At 66.6% G+C, this 16,647-nt stretch carries 18 protein-coding genes and 1 pseudogene; 7 read left to right on the forward strand and 12 right to left on the reverse strand.

What is annotated here, in order from left to right:
• Positions 1 to 25 precede the first annotated feature (25 nt).
• The gene (locus H0264_RS15575; protein ID WP_181584622.1) at positions 26 to 940 is read right to left on the reverse strand and encodes an oxygenase MpaB family protein; all 915 of its coding nucleotides are present in this window, start codon (positions 938 to 940) and stop codon (positions 26 to 28) included.
• Positions 941 to 1,208: 268 nt separating this feature from the next.
• Between H0264_RS15575 and H0264_RS15580 the strand changes: the two genes are divergently transcribed.
• Positions 1,209 to 1,661, forward strand: a complete 453-nt coding sequence (locus tag H0264_RS15580) for a TY-Chap domain-containing protein (RefSeq protein WP_181584623.1) — start codon at positions 1,209 to 1,211, stop codon at positions 1,659 to 1,661.
• A 4-nt stretch (positions 1,662 to 1,665) separates the two neighbouring features.
• On the opposite strand, the gene H0264_RS15585 is transcribed toward H0264_RS15580, so the two are convergent.
• The 3 genes from H0264_RS15585 to glnA all read right to left on the reverse strand — a co-directional run bounded on the left by H0264_RS15585 (position 1,666) and on the right by glnA (position 4,634).
• Positions 1,666 to 2,574 carry a tyrosine-protein phosphatase gene (locus H0264_RS15585; protein WP_231086728.1) on the reverse strand — a complete coding sequence of 303 codons (909 nt, stop codon included), beginning with the start codon at positions 2,572 to 2,574 and terminating at the stop codon, positions 1,666 to 1,668.
• A gap of 210 nt (positions 2,575 to 2,784) precedes the next feature.
• Complete coding sequence (locus H0264_RS15590; RefSeq protein WP_181584624.1) at positions 2,785 to 3,003, reverse strand: hypothetical protein; 219 nt, start codon at positions 3,001 to 3,003, stop codon at positions 2,785 to 2,787.
• Positions 3,004 to 3,197: 194 nt separating this feature from the next.
• Positions 3,198 to 4,634, reverse strand: coding sequence for a type I glutamate--ammonia ligase (glnA, locus tag H0264_RS15595; protein WP_181584625.1), 1,437 nt, complete (start codon positions 4,632 to 4,634; stop codon positions 3,198 to 3,200).
• Between the two features lie 429 nt (positions 4,635 to 5,063).
• Here glnA and H0264_RS15600 point away from each other — a divergent pair, with 429 nt between their 5' ends.
• The 5 genes from H0264_RS15600 (at position 5,064) to H0264_RS15620 (ending at position 8,395) form a co-directional block, all read left to right on the forward strand.
• The gene (locus H0264_RS15600) at positions 5,064 to 5,594 is read left to right on the forward strand and encodes an RDD family protein (protein ID WP_181584626.1); all 531 of its coding nucleotides are present in this window, start codon (positions 5,064 to 5,066) and stop codon (positions 5,592 to 5,594) included.
• A 144-nt stretch (positions 5,595 to 5,738) separates the two neighbouring features.
• The gene (locus H0264_RS15605) at positions 5,739 to 6,656 is read left to right on the forward strand and encodes an alpha/beta hydrolase (RefSeq protein WP_181584627.1); all 918 of its coding nucleotides are present in this window, start codon (positions 5,739 to 5,741) and stop codon (positions 6,654 to 6,656) included.
• A gap of 67 nt (positions 6,657 to 6,723) precedes the next feature.
• The gene (locus H0264_RS15610; protein ID WP_181584628.1) at positions 6,724 to 7,323 is read left to right on the forward strand and encodes a sulfite oxidase-like oxidoreductase; all 600 of its coding nucleotides are present in this window, start codon (positions 6,724 to 6,726) and stop codon (positions 7,321 to 7,323) included.
• Complete coding sequence (locus H0264_RS15615) at positions 7,323 to 8,087, forward strand: ferredoxin reductase (protein ID WP_181584629.1); 765 nt, start codon at positions 7,323 to 7,325, stop codon at positions 8,085 to 8,087. The genes H0264_RS15610 and H0264_RS15615 overlap by 1 nt, the downstream gene beginning before the upstream one ends.
• 5 nt (positions 8,088 to 8,092) lie before the next feature.
• Positions 8,093 to 8,395 (forward strand): DUF6510 family protein, encoded by a 303-nt coding sequence (locus H0264_RS15620; protein ID WP_231086725.1) that lies wholly within the window; start codon positions 8,093 to 8,095, stop codon positions 8,393 to 8,395.
• Between the two features lie 31 nt (positions 8,396 to 8,426).
• On the opposite strand, the gene H0264_RS15625 is transcribed toward H0264_RS15620, so the two are convergent.
• Together H0264_RS15625 and H0264_RS15630 are read right to left on the reverse strand one after the other, a co-directional pair.
• A complete protein-coding gene (locus H0264_RS15625; protein ID WP_181584630.1) occupies positions 8,427 to 9,296 on the reverse strand; it encodes an alpha/beta fold hydrolase in 870 nt (289 codons plus the stop codon).
• Between the two features lie 208 nt (positions 9,297 to 9,504).
• The gene (locus H0264_RS15630) at positions 9,505 to 10,248 is read right to left on the reverse strand and encodes a DUF4191 domain-containing protein (protein WP_181584631.1); all 744 of its coding nucleotides are present in this window, start codon (positions 10,246 to 10,248) and stop codon (positions 9,505 to 9,507) included.
• Positions 10,249 to 10,395: 147 nt separating this feature from the next.
• Here H0264_RS15630 and H0264_RS15635 point away from each other — a divergent pair.
• Positions 10,396 to 10,476 (forward strand): annotated as a pseudogene (locus tag H0264_RS15635) (excalibur calcium-binding domain-containing protein); the annotation flags it as partial.
• Between the two features lie 53 nt (positions 10,477 to 10,529).
• Here the strand turns inward: H0264_RS15635 and H0264_RS15640 are convergent.
• The 6 genes from H0264_RS15640 to H0264_RS15665 all read right to left on the reverse strand — a co-directional run bounded on the left by H0264_RS15640 (position 10,530) and on the right by H0264_RS15665 (position 16,647).
• Positions 10,530 to 12,722 (reverse strand): elongation factor G-like protein EF-G2, encoded by a 2,193-nt coding sequence (locus H0264_RS15640; RefSeq protein WP_181584632.1) that lies wholly within the window; start codon positions 12,720 to 12,722, stop codon positions 10,530 to 10,532.
• Between the two features lie 154 nt (positions 12,723 to 12,876).
• The gene (gene lipA, locus H0264_RS15645; protein ID WP_420832064.1) at positions 12,877 to 13,989 is read right to left on the reverse strand and encodes a lipoyl synthase; all 1,113 of its coding nucleotides are present in this window, start codon (positions 13,987 to 13,989) and stop codon (positions 12,877 to 12,879) included.
• 22 nt (positions 13,990 to 14,011) lie between these two features.
• Positions 14,012 to 14,704, reverse strand: a complete 693-nt coding sequence (gene lipB / locus H0264_RS15650) for a lipoyl(octanoyl) transferase LipB (RefSeq protein ID WP_244976256.1) — start codon at positions 14,702 to 14,704, stop codon at positions 14,012 to 14,014.
• An 86-nt stretch (positions 14,705 to 14,790) separates the two neighbouring features.
• Positions 14,791 to 15,336, reverse strand: a complete 546-nt coding sequence (locus tag H0264_RS15655; RefSeq protein WP_276514543.1) for a GNAT family N-acetyltransferase — start codon at positions 15,334 to 15,336, stop codon at positions 14,791 to 14,793.
• A gap of 51 nt (positions 15,337 to 15,387) precedes the next feature.
• Complete coding sequence (locus H0264_RS15660; RefSeq protein WP_181584634.1) at positions 15,388 to 15,534, reverse strand: hypothetical protein; 147 nt, start codon at positions 15,532 to 15,534, stop codon at positions 15,388 to 15,390.
• Positions 15,535 to 15,750: 216 nt separating this feature from the next.
• The gene (locus tag H0264_RS15665) at positions 15,751 to 16,647 is read right to left on the reverse strand and encodes a TIGR01777 family oxidoreductase (protein ID WP_181584635.1); all 897 of its coding nucleotides are present in this window, start codon (positions 16,645 to 16,647) and stop codon (positions 15,751 to 15,753) included.

The raw sequence follows: 16,647 nt of genomic DNA on the forward strand, positions 1-16,647 counted from the left end.
TGGGCCAGCCCCAGGAACCGGGGGTCTACACCGGGCGCAGGCTGATCATCTTGCGCAGGCGCTGCTTGTCGCGCTCCACCCGGCGGGCCTCGTAGGCGATGGGGAAGTAGCGCACGCGCTCCGGAAGCTTCGGGACGGCGCGGCCGATCACCCAGCCGAGGGCGCGCAGGGTGCGCTCGTCGCGGGCGGTCCACTCCAGCCCGAGCTTCTCGCGAATGATCTCGGGTGTGGTGCCGACGGTGAAGAAGTACTGCATGCGCCCGACCGGCGTGGTCACGGCGTGCCACAGCGGATGCAGGGGTGCGGGAATCTGCTTGGGCGGGGCCAGATTCTGGATCACCTTCAGATAGTCGTAGGCGGTGCCGGTCACCTCGAGGTGGTTCTCGACCTGGTCGTAGAACCACGGCTCCCACTCGGCGAAGGTCGCCGGGACCTCCTTGGGGGCCACGTGGAAGTTGCGCATGAGCTGCACCACCTCCTGGTAGTACGACTCCTTCTCCGCCTCGGTGAGCGGCTTGTCGGAGAAGTACTTGTTGCCCTCGGTGAAGGCGAACACGGCGGTGTGCAGCACCCACGCCCACGGCGCGGAGGCCAGAGCCCGATGCTTGCGGCCCTGTGCGTCGGTGGAGTTGAGCGTCGCGTGCATGGTGCGCAGCCGGTCGGCCTCCGCGAGGGCTTCCTCGCCGCCGTAGATCCACATCATGACCGAGGCCACACTGCGCGCCGCGCGGCCGAGCGCATCGGTGCGGAAGGTCGAATGTTCGTCCACCACCGCGGAAATCGACGGCTCCATGGTCTGCAGCAGGAAGGCGGAACCGGCGGTGAGGGAGAAGGTGATGAGGCCGGTGTCCTCCCACATGCGCGAGCCGGGGCCGAAGGGCTTGCGCTCGGGGCGGGTCGCTGTGGTCGCATGATCGAGCTGCTGGACGGCGGCGGTCATGGCGATCTCCTTTGATCACGGTTCCTGTCCAGCGCCATGCTGCGACAGGATGAGAGACTTACGCTTGAATACTCTCACTCTATCGCGCCTGTGGCAACCGTCACGCGGATCGAAGCGGCCTCGGCGCCGGACGCCGAGTGTGGTCTCGTTCGCTGCCCCGCACCTTTTTTTCGCAGATGGGCAAGTGCGCCAACATTTTCCGGCGACCATTTCGGTTTGACGGCGTATGATCGGCCACGATGAATACCAGGGATAGAGCGAGCCGACTATGACAGCGGAGTGGGACGCCTTCATCGAAGCCCTGGCAACCTGCCTGGCCGATCTCCCGTCCCGCGCCACCCTGATAATCACCGCCAGCGGAAATCGCTACGTTCAGTTCCAGCAGTTCGACATCAAACTCTCCGCCGAGCTCACCGGCAATTACTATCTCGCCCAACCGATTTCGGATTCCGCCGCGCAGCGTCTGCGCGATCTCGGCTGGACCGCCCCCGCCCTGCACCGCGAAATCGAGAACTGGCGCCGCACCCTCACCTGGCCGCTACCCCCCGACGCCCTGCCCGACCTGGCCCGTTCCGCCGCCCTCGGCCTGCACGAGGCCCTGGGCATCGACACCCCCGGCGAGCTGAGCGCGAAAGGCTGGACCGACCACCGCCGCCCCCTGAGCCTCGGCGCTCTGAGCACCGTGACCCACCGCGATCCAGCCCGTCACACCCTCAATTAACCTGTCACGCAACCAAATTCTTGCGCAGCTTCAGAATGGTCGCGGCGTCCAGCCCGAGTCCCTGCGTGAGAAACTTCCCGAAATCCCCGTACTTCGCGGTCACCTGATCCACGGCGATATCCAGGTACTCCTCGCGCACCTCCTGCAGCGGAATCAGCAGATCCGGATTCTGCATGATTCCGGCCTGCTTCAACTGCTGCCGCAATGCCGCGTCCGCCGCCGCCCGATAGTCGTTCGACTTCATATAGTCGTCCCGCGCAATCGATTCCGGCACCCCCACCGCCCGCAACACCACATACGACACCCACCCCGTGCGGTCCTTCCCCGCAGTGCAGTGGAACAGCGTGGCGGTACTCGTATTGGCCAGATCCTTCACGGTCTGCCCGAACTTGCTCAGCGAATCACTGTTGAAGAAACTCCGATAGACATCCCCCATGATCTGCTCGGCCTTCCCGTCCCCCAGCAGCTCCTGCTGCTTCACCGGATCCTTGGACTGGATGGCCGCGAACATCTTGGTGAACATCCCGGTGTCATCAATGGGTCGCGACACCAGTGGCACCCCACCCGGCAACCGGTCCGCCCCCATCCCCTGCACTTCCGCGGTGGTCCGCAAATCGATCACCTGCTGCAGCTTCAGCGTCCCCAGCTTCGCCACATCCGCATCGGTGAGCTTCCCCAGCGCATCCGCCCGAATCATCTTCCCGGACTTGGTCTTCGACCCGTCATAAGTCCAGAACCCACCCATATCCCGAACATTGACAGCCCCTTGCAGCGTGATCTGCCCCCCACCCGCCAATGCCTCGGGATCGGCCGAAACCACCGGCGCGGTAGCCGTCACCCCCAACACGCCAACCACCGCTACAGCAGCAGAAATAACCGAAATCGTCAGTCGCCTAAATGAATTAACTTTCACGGCCGCGACAGTATGACCCTGCCTACCAGAGAATCCGTATTCCCCCAACTCTGGTCATTGACCAGGACTCACCCCCCGCTCACCGAGATATCCAGTGGCGCAGCCCCCCGAACTATGCTGCGCCACAAGATATCTCGTGAGTTTCCGGCCGCAATATTACCAGCAGTCATATTGAGGCCGGAAAATCGCTCGATCTCGAGGACCTGTCGCCTATCGGGTGGCGTCCGGCACCCACTGGAGCCCGGAGGCGCCGGTAGACACGCAGATCACCGGCTGCCCGGTGTTCACGTCCCAATCCGGCTTCATCATCTCGCTCCGAGTACACGGCGTATGCGCCACCGGCGTGCTCGCCGCAGCCGGCCCCGCCAACCCGATCAACGCAGCCCCCACCACCCCGCCGACAACCGCAGTAACCTTGAGCGCCTTCATAATCCAAGCCTTCCTTCGTCAGAACACGCAGGGAGACCAACCCCCCAGTCGCACCCCCACAGTCTGCCCTGCCCAACTCCTGAGCGCCACTAACAATGACCTATACAAAAGACCAGATTCCCGCCCCGGGAAAAGGGGAAAGCCCCCAGCGGTGAGGCTGGGGGCTTTCCGAGAGCTGTTGCCGCTCCGACGATTTAGACGTCGAAGTAGAGCTCGAACTCGTAGGGGTGCGGCCGCAGGTTGACGGGCGCGATTTCCTGAGTGCGCTTGATGTCGATCCAGGTCTCGATCAGGTCCTCGGTGAACACGCCGCCCTCGGTGAGGTAGTCGTGGTCCTGCTCCAGCTTGTCGATGACCGACGCGAGGGAGGTGGGGGCCTGCGGGATGTTCTTGGCCTCCTCCGGCGGGAGCTCGTAGAGGTCCTTGTCGACCGGGGCCAGCGGCTCGATCTTCTTCTTGATGCCGTCGATGCCGGCCATCAGCATGGCGGCGAAGGCCAGGTACGGGTTGCCCGAGGAGTCCGGCGCGCGGAACTCGATGCGCTTGGCCTTCGGGTTGGAACCGGTCACCGGGATGCGCACGGCGGCAGAGCGGTTGCGCTGCGAGTACACGAGGTTGATGGGGGCCTCGTAGCCGGGCACCAGACGGTGGTAGGAGTTCACGGTCGGGTTGGTGAACGCCAGCAGCGACGGGGCGTGGTGCAGGATGCCGCCGATGTAGTGACGCGCCAGATCCGACAGGCCCGCGTAGCCGGCCTCGTCGTGGAACAGCGGCTTGCCGTCCTTCCACAGCGACTGGTGAGCGTGCATGCCCGAGCCGTTGTCGCCGAACAGCGGCTTCGGCATGAAGGTAACGGTCTTACCCTCCTGCCACGCGGTGTTCTTCACGATGTACTTGAACAGCTGCAGGTCGTCAGCGGCGCCCAGCAGGGTGTTGAAGCGGTAGTTGATCTCGGCCTGACCGGCGGTGCCGACCTCGTGGTGGCCGCGCTCCAGCTCGAAGCCCGCGTTCTGCAGGTTGGTCGAGATCTTGTCGCGCAGGTCGACGTAGTGGTCGTACGGCGCGACCGGGAAGTAACCGCCCTTGTTGCGCACCTTGTAGCCACGGTTCGGGGTGCCGTCGGCGTTGTACTCGTTGCCGGTGTTCCAGGAGCCCGAGATCGAGTCGATCTCGTAGAAGGCGCCGTTCATGGCCGAGTCGTAACGGATCGAGTCGAAGATGTAGAACTCGGCCTCGGCACCGAAGTAGCAGGTGTCGGCGATGCCGGTCGACTTCAAGTACTCCTCGGCCTTACGCGCGATGTTGCGCGGGTCGCGGGAGTAGGCCTCGCGGGTGAACGGGTCGTGCACGAAGAAGTTCAGGTTGACGGTCTTCGCGGCACGGAACGGGTCCAGGCGGGCGGTGCTGAAGTCGGGCAGCAGCAGCATGTCCGACTCGTCGATCGACTGGAAGCCGCGGACGGAGGAACCGTCGAACGCCAGGCCCTCTTCGGCGAGGTCAGCGGTGAACGCCTTCGCCGGGATCGAGAAGTGCTGCTGCACACCGGGGAGGTCGGTGAACCGAACGTCGACGTACTCGACCTCCTCCTCCTTGATGTACTTGATGACCTCGTCGGCCGTGCTGAACGCCACTTAGTACTCCTTACGGATCGGTTCCCAGCCAGTTGTGAGTGCATGGGTTCGTCGCGACCAGACGGTATGGACGCGGTGTTTCCCCGCAATCAAGGCTGTGTTTCGTCAGTGTTACACGTACAGCTGGCCGGGGGGTCGGCGGTGCCCCCGGGTTCGCCGAGTGGCCTGTCCGGTCACGGAGTGACGCTCGACCAGCACCGATATCCTGCCATCCACCTGCGCCAGCAGTTCGCTAAGACTCCGAAAAGATAGGGGTCTTACGTGTCGCGGCCGCTCGGTGGTGAGAATCCTCACCGAGGGCGGCAGCCGCGCGGTTAACCCGAGTCGCGCGTCACCGCAGTCAACCACGGAAGCACGGCCCCCGCAGTGCGAGCGAACGCACGGCAGGGGAGCGAAACCGGTCGGCGTGCGCCGCCTAAGCTGGGGGCCATGGCACGCATCACCGGCTCCTGGCTGTCCGGACCGAACGCCGATTCCGGCAACAACGAGCCCGGTGACTACCCCGGCAAGGACCTGGGGCTGCCCGAATCCGGTGCGGGCGCACTCGCGCCGATGATGCGCCGCATCGTGGCCCTCATGGTCGACTGGTTCATGTCCATCGGCCTGGCCGCGCTCATCGTGCGGCCGAACGCCGACGAGATGCTCGCCAAGATGACCATCCCGGAGGGCCAGCAGCCGCCCTCGGATTTCACGCTGATCATGAGCCAGCTGTCGACTCCCACCCTGCTGGTGTGGTTCGCCATCGGCGTCATCGCCGTGACCCTGTTCGGTTTCACTCCCGGCCAGTACTTCCTCAAGATGCGCGTGATCCGCGTGGACGCCGCGGCCCCCGTCGGCTTCGTGCGCGCCCTGGCCCGGCAGGTCATCCTGCTGTTCGTCATCCCCGCGCTCTTCTCCGACGCGGACGGCCGCGGCATGCACGACCGGGCCACCGGCACCGCGCTCGCATACGCCCGCTAACTCTTGGCAAGAATTCAGCTCCTTCGTAGCCAATTTGTTACCGAATGTTGCTTTGCGTCGGTATCGTGGCGGCGTTCTGCCAGGGCCGAGCTGTGCTGAGCTCGTGTCAGGGCGAATAGCCGCTGTGGTGCTGACGGAGGATTCATGGGTGAGAACAACCGAACCGGCGAACGAGCGTTCAGTCGGCGATCGTTGTTCGCGTCCGCGGGTCTGCTCGGCGTCGCCGCCGCCGGAGCCGCGGCGGTGAGCGCCAGCGTGAACGCCGCCCCCGACGCCGACACCCCGCAACGCACCCTGCACGCGGGCGCCGTGGACGGCAAGACCGTCCTCGGCATCGACGCCACCATCCGCACCGAACGCCTCTTCTCCGCCGCCCGCGGCCGCGAGGTCGACGTGGTGACCATCCTCCCGCCGACCGTCCCGCTGGACGGCCTGCCCATGTCGCTGCTGCTGCACGGCCTGCACGGCAATGCCCACGAGGCCGCGGTCGGCGGACTCGCCGACGTGCTGTCGGTCGCCGTGGCCACCCGGCTGGTGCCCGCCTTCGGCTTCATCGCCATCGACGGCGGCGACAACTACTGGCACGAACACCACTCCGGCGACGACCCCATGCGCATGCTGCTCGACGAGGTCCCGCAGTGGCTGGCCGCCCGCCGCCTCGGCGGACCCGCCGGAGAACCCTTCGCCTGCACCGGAGTGTCCATGGGCGGCTTCGGCGCGCTCGTCTACTCGCGCCGGCGCAACGAACGCGGCCGGGCCGCCAATGCCATCGCCGCCATCTCGCCGGGCCTGCTCACCTCGTGGCCGGAGATGAGCAAGCGCAATGCCTTCTCCACACCGGACGAATGGGCCGCCCTGGACCCGCTGCGCAATACCGACAAGCTCGGCCCGTCCCCGATCGGCGTGTGGTGCGGGGACCGCGACAAATTCATCGACGGCAACCGCCGCTTCATGAGCTCGGCCCGGCTCGAGATCGCCCGCGTCACGCCCGGCGGCCACACCGAGGAATATTGGCGCACCATCACCCCGGATGTGGTCGGCTTCCTCGGCCGCCACGTCTGATCCCGTACGCTGGGACGCGCACCACCATGCTGTGACACCTGCCGTTCCCCCGGAGGGAAGTGATCGCATGAGCAGCTTTTCGCCCGGCTTCCAAGGCCGCCCGCGACAGACCGGTGACCGCGTGCCGCCCGGCCAATACCTGGTCGACGACTTCCCGGTGCTGTCGGCCGGACCCACCCCGCACATCGGCATCGACCGCTGGCAGTTCAGCATCACCAATGAGACCGGCCGCCAATACAGTTGGAGCTGGCCGCAATTCATGTCCCTGCCGCAGCAGCGCCCGCACACGGACATCCACTGCGTGACCCGCTGGTCCAAACTCGACACCGACTGGCAGGGCGTCTCACTCGACACCCTCCTCGAAAACATCGAAACCCAAGCCGAATACGCCTCGGTGTCCAGTTACGGCGGCTACACCACCAACCTGCCCCTGGATGAGCTGGTGGATGGAAAAGCCTGGCTGGTACACACTTTCGACGGCGAGGACCTGAGTCCCGAACACGGCGGCCCGGTGCGGCTGCTCGTCCCGCACCTGTATCTGTGGAAATCCGCCAAGTGGGTCAAGGGAATTCGGCTCCTCGACCAGGACGAACCCGGATTCTGGGAGAGCGGCGGCTACCACAGCCTCGGCGACCCGTGGCGCGAACAGCGCTATCAGGGCGACTGATGCGCTGGCAGCCCGCCGAATTGGTCGAGGCCCGCTTCGAAACCGCATCGGCCCGCACTCTCGTTCTGCGCGTGGACAATTGGCCGGGGCATCTACCAGGCCAGCATGTGGACGTGCGCCTCACCGCCCCCGACGGCTACCAGGCCGTGCGCAGCTACTCGCTCGCCGCCCCGGCCGCAGGCGATCTGATCGAGCTCACCGTGCAGCGGGTGCCCGACGGTGAGGTCTCCGGCTATCTGGTCGATGTCCTGCCGGTGGGTGCGCGGATCGAGGTCCGCGGCCCGGTCGGCGGCTGGTTCGTCTGGAATCCGGATCGGGGCGGCGCGGCGGTGCTGATCGCGGGCGGATCTGGCATCGTCCCGCTCACCGCCATGCTCCGGTCGCGCCGGAATTCGGTGCATACCAGCGCTTTCCGGGTGATCTACTCGCTGCGCGATCCGGTCGATCTGTACTACCGGTCCGAGTGGGGTGATGATCCGGTGCACGGCCGGGCCTACACCGGTTCGGATCCGGAGCCGGTGGAGGATGCGGCGGTGCGGCTCTTCCTCGCGTACACGCGCAGCGCACCGCTGGGGCATCCCCGCCCACCCGGCAGGCTGAGCGCCGAGGAGATCGCCGCGCACGCCTTGCCGCCGTCGCCCGAGGTCACCTGCTATGTGTGCGGCCCCACCGGATTCGTCGAATTCGCCGCCGCCGCACTGGTTTCCCTCGGCCACGACCCGGCCATGATCAGAACCGAACGCTTCGGACCGACAGGGAAGTAGCCGCCATGACGATGCCCTACACCTACGCCGCCGAGACTGGCGAGGATCTGCACCTGGACGGGAATGTGCTCGCCGGGATGCTGTCGGAGATCTTCACCGCCGATCTCACCGGATGCGGATGTCGCTGCGGCGCTTGCGGTGTGGTGGAGCCGCTGGCCCGCGCCCTGGTCTACGTGCGCTGCCCGGGCACGGTGGTGCGCTGTCCGCACTGCACCGCTGTGGTGCTGCGGGTGACCACGACGCCCACCGGCCGGTGGCTGGATTTCGGTGTGGGAGCCTCGATCTGCCTGCCGGCGCCGGGGGAGTAGGGGCGAAAAGCGCTGCGGCGCGGGGAATCCGTCAGCTCAGGGTGCGGCCCAGGAAGTCCCTGATGTACGCGGCGATTTCGGCGCCGTGGGTCTCCAGGGCGAAGTGGCCGGCGTTCAGCAGATGCAATTCGGCATCGGGCAGATCGCGCAGGTAGGCCCGCGCGCCGTCCGCGCCGAAGATCTCGTCGTGCTCACCCCAGGTGATCAGCGTCGGCGGCTGGTATTCGGCGAAGTACTTCTGGAAGGCCGGGTAGCCGTCGAGGTTGAGTTTGTAGTCGGCGAACAGCTCCAACTGGATCTCCTTGTTGCCGGGCCGATCCAGGTACGCCTGATCCAGGGTCCAGGTGTCCGGGCTGATCGACGCCTTGCGGTCTTCCGGAACACCGTGCAGGTACTGCCATTTCGTGGCGTCGAGTTCGAGCAGCTTGCGCACCTCGGGCTCGTGGGTGGCGCGGTCGTTGGCGTGGGCGAACAGCACCTCCCAGAACGGGGTGAAGCCTTCCAGGTACGCATTGCCGGACTGGGTGATCAGCGCGGTGACGCGCTCGGGGTTGCGCGAGGCGATGCGCAGGCCGATGGGTGCGCCGTAGTCCTGGATGTAGAGCGCGAAGCGGTCGATGCCGAGGGTGTCGATCAGTTCCAGTGTGATCTCGGTGAGCTTCTCGAAGCTGTACTCGAATTCGTCGACCTGCGGCATGGCCGACTGGCCGAAGCCGATGTGGTCGGGGGCGATCAGATGGTAGTCGTCGCCGAGGTCGCGCAGCAGATTGCGGAACATCGCCGAGCTGGACGGAAACCCGTGCAGCAGAACGACGGTCGGCTTCGAGGCGTCCCCGGCCTCGCGGTAGAAGATGTCCTGGCCCTGGATCTGCACGGTGTGGTGGCGCACGGTGGCGGTCATTGTTTCGTCCTGTCGTTCGGCGCCGGTTCGTCTAACCGGCTATCGATACATAGAAGGTTAGAGGCTCGGAGTTCATTCCCGTCCGCCGAAACTTTTTTCACCGAATCCGAACGCGCTCAAGCGAATCGGCGCTGACCTGCACGAACATCCCCGAAATACACGAAGGCCCGCGTCCGAATCGGACGCGGGCCTCGGTGGCTGGGTTGGCTCAGCGGCGGCGAATCGACCGCTGCATGCCCTTCATCTTCGCTCCGGAGGGCAGCGGACCCTTCGGCAGCGCCGGGCCGCCGCGGGTCGCCAGCGCCGACAACCGGCCCTCGATCAGATCCATCCGCTTGGTGTCGATATTGCGCGGCAGCTTGGTCAGGAACTTCTGCAGCTCCTTGAGCGGCACCTGATCCTTCTCGTTGCCGATGATCACGTCGTAGATCGGCGTATCGCCGACCAGCCGCGACACCTTCTTCTTCTCCTGCGCCAGCAGCGACTTCACCCGCGACGGCGACCCTTCGGCCACCAGGATCACGCCCGGCAGCCCGACCACGCGATGCACGGCATCCAGCTGCGTGGTCGCGGCCACACCCGGGGTGACCCGCCACTTGCCCTGCAGGTTGTCGAGCACCCACGCCGCCGCCCCGGCCTGCCCCTCGGCCTTGGTGTACACGTTCTTCTGCACCCGCCGCCCGAAGATGATGAACGCGGCCAGCGCACCCAGCAGCAGACCGATCGGCAGCAGGAACCACTGCAACCCGAAGATCAACCCGATCACCAGGAACAGCACGGTCACACCGACGAAAGCGCCGATCATCAGCGGCAGCAGCGCCTTGTCTTCCTTGCGCTGCATCTGGAACGCCTGCCACAGCTGCTGCCGACGCTGCTTGGACTCCGCCTTACGAGCCGCCTTAGCCGCGGCCTTCGCTTCCTTCGACGGGTTACCGCCCTTACCTGCTGCCATGGCACCCAGGATAGTGGCCGGGTACGGGCGATTCGCGGCGGGGACATGCCGGGCAGCGGTATCCCGCCATCTCTTTGCTGAAGCGCGCTCGAATGTGCTGTTCTTGAACCAGCTGTTGTAGCAAGCACTGGGGACGCCGCCGGGGCTTCCAATATTCGCGAGGGTCAGCCGGGCTACCGCATCGAATTGGATCGGGATCGCGACGGCATCGCCTGCGAGAAGAAGTAGGCAGTTGCGAAAGGCCGCCGAGCAGGCGGCCTTTCGTCATTCACGGGGGATTCTCAGTCGGAGTTCTTCGCCCGCATGTTCTCCGCCAGCTGGGTGGGCATGGGTTCGTGCCGGGCGTAGGTGCGGGCGAAGGTGGCCGCGCCGTGCGCCAGTGAACGCAGATCCACCGCGTAGCGGCTCAATTCGAGCTCGGGCACTTCGGCGCGGATGGCGGTGCGGCCGCCGCGGCCGATGGGTTCGGTGCCGAGTACGCGGCCGCGGCGGCCGGAGAGGTCACCGAGGACCGCGCCCACGTATTCGTCGGTCACCACGACCAGCACTTCGGAGATCGGCTCCAGCAGGCTGATCTTCGCCGAACTCGCGGCCTCGCGCAGGGCGAGGGCGCCGGCCATCTGGAAGGCGGCGTCGGAGGAATCCACCGAGTGCGCTTTGCCGTCGAAGAGCGTCACGCGCACGTCCACCAGCGGGTAGCCGGCCGCCACGCCACGCAGGGCCTGGGCGCGCACGCCCTTCTCCACCGACGGAATGAACTGGCGCGGAACGACTCCGCCGACCACCTTGTCCACGAACTCGATGCCCGACCCCTCGGGCAGGGGAGCGACCTCGATCTCGCAGATGGCGTACTGCCCGTGCCCGCCGGACTGCTTCACATGCCGTCCGCGCCCGGAGGCCGAACCGGCGAAGGTCTCGCGCAGCGCCACCTTGTGCTCGATGGTGTCCACCTGCACCCCGAATCGGGAGCGCAGCCGTTCCAGCGCCACATCGCGATGCGCTTCGCCCAGGCACCACAGCACCAGCTGCCGGGTGTCCGGATTCTGTTCCAGCCGCACCGTCGGATCCTCGGCGACGAGCCGGTTCAAACCCTGTGAGAGTTTGTCCTCGTCGGCCTTGCTGTGTGCCTTGATGGCGATCGGCAGCAGCGGATCCGGCATGGACCACGGTTCGATGAGCAGCGGAGAATCCTTGGTGGACAAGGTATCCCCGGTTTCCGCGCGCGCGAGTTTGGTGACGCACACGATATCCCCGGCAATGCCCTGCCCGAGCGGGCGCTGCTGTTTGCCGAACGGCACGGACACCGCGCCGATGCGCTCGTCGGAGTCGTGATTGGCGGTCTCGGTGGGCCCGTGCCCGCACACGTGCACGGTCTCGTCCGCGCGCAGGGTGCCGGAGAACACGCGCACCAGCGACATCCGGCCCACATACGGATCCGAGGCCGTCCGGATGACCTCGGCCGCCAGCGGCGCTCCCGGATCGCACACCAGCGGCGCGGATTTACCCTTGGCGCTGGTGGCCGACACCGGATGCTCTGCGGGAGTGGGGAATCCACTCGTGATGAGATCCAGGATCTCCACCGTCCCGAGCCCCTGCTTCGCCCCTTCCGGCGGCGGCGCGGCGATCAGCACGGGATGGAAACTCCCTCGCGCGACGGCCTTTTCGAGGTCGGCGACCAGCGTATCGAGGTCGATCTCCTCGCCGCTGATATACCGATCCATGAGGGTCTCGTCCTCACTTTCGGCAATGATCCCCTCGATGAGGCGATTGCGCGCCTCCTCCAGCTGCTCGCGCTGTTCCTCCGAGGCGGGCATCTCCAGATGCTCTCCGCTCGAATAGTCGTAAACATGCTGCGTCAGTAGATCGATGAGCCCGACCACCGGCCGATGCCCGTCCGCGCCTTTCGCCCCGTACACCGGAAGATGCAGCGGCAGAATACTTTCCGACTTCCCGCCGCCGAGTATTTCCCGGCAGGTCTCGGTCATGTCGTCGAAATCGGCCCGCGCCGTGTCCAAATGGGTGAGCACAATGGCGCGCGGCATGCCCACGCCCGCGCATTCCTCCCACAGCGCCAATGTCGGCCCGCCCACGCCTTCGATTCCCGCGGCGGCGGAGAGCACGAAAAGGGCCGCGTCCGCTGCTCGCAGACCGGCCCTCAATTCTCCGACGAAATCGGCATAGCCGGGGGTGTCGAGGAGGTTGATCTTCCTGCCTTCCCACCCCATCGGCACCACCGACAATTGCACCGAGCGATGCTGGCGTTGCTCGATATCGTCGTAATCCGACACCGAAGTGCCGTCCTCGACTCTCCCGGCTCGAATCACCGCCCCCGTGGCCACCGCGAGGGCTTCCACCAGCGTGGTCTTGCCGGACCCGCTGTGCCCTACCAGCACCACATTTCGTATGTCCTCCGGCCTTTCGGCCGTCACTGCCCTGCCGTTGGCGCCTGCCGACGCACTCGTTCGCTCGACCATATGGCTCGCTCCGGGGTCGATAGATGCGGTATCTCAACCTTCCCACCGGTGCCCCGATCGCGTCCACGAAACGCGCTATTGGGTGATGCCACCCCGGAATACGACACGGGCCGGAACCCCGTCGCGGGGATTCCGGCCCGAGGCGCGAACAATGTCAGGAGCCGTAACGCGCCAGCACCGAGGTGGCCTCCTGCGAGGCGGTGCCCTCTTCGGCGAGATGCGCCATCTCCGGCGCGATCTCACGGCCGTGATGCGCCATGGCCTGCGCGTACAACCGGCCCGCGCGGTAGGACGAGCGCACCAGCGGCCCGGCCATGACGCCGGCGAATCCGAGTTCGGTCGCGACCTTCGAGTGCTCGACGAATTCCTCCGGCTTGACCCACCGGTCCACCGGATGATGCCGCGGCGACGGCCGCAGGTACTGCGTAATGGTCAGAATGTCGCATCCGGCCTCGTGCAGATCCCGCATGGCCGCGGTGACCTCTTCGGGCGTCTCACCCATGCCGAGAATGAGGTTGGACTTGGTGACCAGTCCGGCCGCGCGGGCGGCGGTGATCACCGCGAGGGAGCGCTCGTAGCGGAAGGCCGGGCGAATGCGCTTGAAGATGCGCGGCACCGTCTCCAGATTGTGCGCGAGCACCTCGGGCCGGGAGGAGAACACCTCGGCCAGCTGCTCGGGATCGGCATTGAAATCCGGGATGAGCAGCTCGACGCCGGTGTGCGGGTTCAGCGCTTTGATGGCGCGCACGGTTTCCGCGTACAGCCACGCACCGCCGTCTTCCAGATCGTCGCGGGCGACGCCGGTGATGGTCGAGTAGCGCAGCCCCATGGCCTGCACGCTCTCGGCCACGCGCCGCGGTTCGTCGCGGTCCAGCGCGGCGGGCTTGCCGGTGTCGATCTGGCAGAAGTCGCAGCGGCGGGTGCACTGTTCACCGCCGATGAGGAAGGTGGCCTCGCGATCTTCCCAGCATTCGAAGATGTTGGGGCACCCGGCTTCCTCGCAGACCGTGTGCAGCCCTTCGCGTTTCACCAGTCCCTTGAGCTCGGAGTACTCGGGGCCCATGGTGGCGCGGGTGCGAATCCACTTGGGTTTGCGCTCGATCGGAGTCTCGGCGTTGCGGGCTTCGATGCGGAGCAGCTTGCGGCCTGCGGGCGCAGCCACGGGCCCGGAGGCGGCCGCTTGCGTAACCACGGAGGGACCAGCGGAGGCCGCGATGGGGTCCGGTGCGGCCGGGGTGTTCGATGTCGGGGTATCGACGGAGGTCACTCGTTCCACCCTACGCTCGTGATCATTCCGCCTTGGCGGGCACCTTGTCGGTGACCGGGGCGGGACGGTTGATCGTGTGATCGGTAACCGGGAGCTCGCCATTGAGCGCGGCGGTAATGGCCTCGGCAACCAGCGGGCGCACTTCGGCGACGGTCACTTCGCGGCCCAGTTCCCGGGACAGAGTGGTGACGCCGGCGTCGCGAATTCCGCACGGCACGATGGCGTTGAAGCCGTCGAGGCTGGAATTGCAGTTGAGCGAAATCCCGTGCATGGCCACGCCGCGCTGCACGCGCACTCCGATGGCCGCGACCTTCCGCTCCGGCAGGAAATCGTTCGCGGGCACCCACACGCCCGAACGCCCTTCCACCCGACCGGTATTCACGCCCAGCTGCGCGCACACGCTGATCAGGGCTTCCTCGAGCCGCCGCACATAGGCGACCACATCGACCGGTTCCGCTAGCCGGATGATCGGATACCCGACCAGCTGTCCGGGCCCGTGCCAGGTGATCTTGCCGCCGCGGTCCACCTCGATGACCGGGCTGCCGTCCATCGGCATGTCCTGCGCTTCGGTGCGGCGGCCGGCGGTGAACACGAACGGATGCTCCAGCAGCAGCAGCCGATCCTGTCCGATGCCTTCGGCGCGTTCGCCCGCGATCTCGCGCTGCTTCTCCCACGCCAGGGTGTAGTCGATGAGGCCCAATTCCTCCACCAGCAGCGGGGTGCTGTCGAGGCGGGCCGAGGTGCCGCGGGCCGGGGTGGTGGCCGTGCTGTTGGTGACAGAGGCGGCGGTGGTGCTCTCGCTCACGACAGCGACGTTACGCCATCGTCGATGACGAGTTGCATGAGCGTCAGATCGATCCAGCGCCCGAACTTGTGCCCGACCTCCGGCATGCGCCCGACGATCTCGAAGCCGAACTTCTGGTGCAGTGCGATGGAGGTGGTGTTGCCGGATTCGATGGCGGCCACCATGACGTGCACGCCACTGCGCCGGGCGCGCTCGAGCAGTGCGGTCATGAGTGTGCGGGCCACACCCCGGCGCTGGAATTTCTCCGCCACGTACACCGAATTCTCCACGGAGAAGCGGTATCCCGACTTCGGCCGGAACTGGGCGTAGCTGGCGTACCCGGCGACCGCGCCGTCGATCTCGATGACCAGGATCGGGTAGCCGCCCGCGGTGCGCGTCTCGAACCACGCCTTGCGTTCGTCGAGGTCGGCCGGTTCGGTATCCCAGATGGCGGTGGTCTCGGCAATGGCGTGGTTGTGGATCGCCAGGATTTCCGGCAGATCGCTCGCGCGGGCGTCGCGCACCAGGAGTTCGGTGCGCGCGGGGGAGGAGGTTTCGCTCACGGGGTCAACGGTAGCCAGGATGGGCCTGTGAGCTGGACCTCGCCCGGGTCGTCAATCGTCGTCGAGGCACTGCACGAGTTCACCGGGGGCCATCACGTGTGGCAGGCAGTGATAGGGGTCGTTGATCGTCGGGGCGTGGTATCCGGCCGCCAGCAGCGCGAATGCGACGACCAGGTCGGCCGCGATTTTCTTGAACATGGTGACCCCCTGTCACTCGATGGCCCGTAATCCACACGGGTCGAATGGGGAGTTATCGGAATCTGCTATTACCGAGTTACCGGATGGCGGACGTTCGCACCTGCTGGTCCGGGATCCGTAGCGCATCGCGCGCTACCGAAGTCGTGGATCATCCACCATACGCCGAGTGTGAAACGGACCGCTTTTGGCCTGGTGTTCAGCTACTGCGCCTCTACGTCAGTTCCGGCCGAGCGTGGCCGCCAGCGCCGCCCCGATGGTCGGATGCTGGAACTCGAACCCGGCCTCCTCCAGCGCCGCGGGAATGGCGCGCGGCCCGTGCAGAATCCCCTCCTGCGCGAATTCGCCCACGGCCCAACGCAATGCGAAGGCCGGCACCACCAGGGGAGTGGGCCGGTGCATGGCGCGACCGACCGCGCGCGTGAACTCGGCATTGGTGACCGGAGCCGGGCCCACCATGTTCACCGGGCCCGAGACGCTCTCCCGGGTCAAAGCGAAGACAATGCCCGCTACCTCGTCGGCGAGCGAGATCCACGGCAGATACTGGCGGCCGTTGCCCAGCCGCCCGCCCAGCCCCAGGGCATAGAGCGGATACAGCTGCCCCAACATGCCGCCGTGCCGGGCCAGCACCACCGCGCTGCGCAGGAGCACAGTGCGCACCCCGGCCTCGGCGGCGTATGTGGTCGCGTCCTCCCAGTCCCGGCACAGGCTCGCGAGGAAACCCGTTCCGGCGGAGTCGCTTTCGGTGACGACACGGTCACCGGTGGCGCCGCCGTAGTAGTGCACGCCGCTGGCGTTCACCAGCGTCGGCACCCCCAGGGCGGCGACCGCGGAGGCCAGCACATCGGTCGGCACGACCCGGCTGTCCCGCAGCTCCTGCTTGTAGCTGCCGTTCCAGCGCCGCCGCCCGATGCTCGCGCCGCAGAGATTCACCACGGCGTCCGCATCGCGCAGTGCCCGCTCGTCCAGATCGGCCCGTGCGGGATCCCAGCGGAACTCGTCCGGGGCCGCGGCGGGCCGCCGCACCAGACGGATGACCCGATGCCCGTCGCGGCGCAGAGCCGCGACGAGCGCCGTACCGATCAGTCCGGACGAGCCGGCGACCACTACCTTCAT

This window comes from Nocardia huaxiensis, from assembly GCF_013744875.1.
In the GTDB taxonomy this organism is placed as follows: domain Bacteria; phylum Actinomycetota; class Actinomycetes; order Mycobacteriales; family Mycobacteriaceae; genus Nocardia; species Nocardia huaxiensis.

Excerpts from the sequence above, each read along its gene's own strand:
- H0264_RS15575 (WP_181584622.1), bottom strand. The coding sequence starts at position 940 with ATGACCGCCGCCGTCCAGCAGCTCGATCATGCGACCACAGCGACCCGC.
- H0264_RS15580 (WP_181584623.1), top strand. The coding sequence starts at position 1,209 with ATGACAGCGGAGTGGGACGCCTTCATCGAAGCCCTGGCAACCTGCCTG.
- H0264_RS15590 (WP_181584624.1), bottom strand. The coding sequence starts at position 3,003 with ATGAAGGCGCTCAAGGTTACTGCGGTTGTCGGCGGGGTGGTGGGGGCT.
- H0264_RS15600 (WP_181584626.1), top strand. The coding sequence starts at position 5,064 with ATGGCACGCATCACCGGCTCCTGGCTGTCCGGACCGAACGCCGATTCC.
- H0264_RS15605 (WP_181584627.1), top strand. The coding sequence starts at position 5,739 with ATGGGTGAGAACAACCGAACCGGCGAACGAGCGTTCAGTCGGCGATCG.
- H0264_RS15610 (WP_181584628.1), top strand. The coding sequence starts at position 6,724 with ATGAGCAGCTTTTCGCCCGGCTTCCAAGGCCGCCCGCGACAGACCGGT.
- H0264_RS15615 (WP_181584629.1), top strand. The coding sequence starts at position 7,323 with ATGCGCTGGCAGCCCGCCGAATTGGTCGAGGCCCGCTTCGAAACCGCA.
- H0264_RS15620 (WP_231086725.1), top strand. The coding sequence starts at position 8,093 with ATGACGATGCCCTACACCTACGCCGCCGAGACTGGCGAGGATCTGCAC.
- H0264_RS15625 (WP_181584630.1), bottom strand. The coding sequence starts at position 9,296 with ATGACCGCCACCGTGCGCCACCACACCGTGCAGATCCAGGGCCAGGAC.
- H0264_RS15630 (WP_181584631.1), bottom strand. The coding sequence starts at position 10,248 with ATGGCAGCAGGTAAGGGCGGTAACCCGTCGAAGGAAGCGAAGGCCGCG.
- H0264_RS15640 (WP_181584632.1), bottom strand. The coding sequence starts at position 12,722 with ATGGTCGAGCGAACGAGTGCGTCGGCAGGCGCCAACGGCAGGGCAGTG.
- H0264_RS15660 (WP_181584634.1), bottom strand. The coding sequence starts at position 15,534 with ATGTTCAAGAAAATCGCGGCCGACCTGGTCGTCGCATTCGCGCTGCTG.
- H0264_RS15665 (WP_181584635.1), bottom strand. The coding sequence starts at position 16,647 with ATGAAGGTAGTGGTCGCCGGCTCGTCCGGACTGATCGGTACGGCGCTC.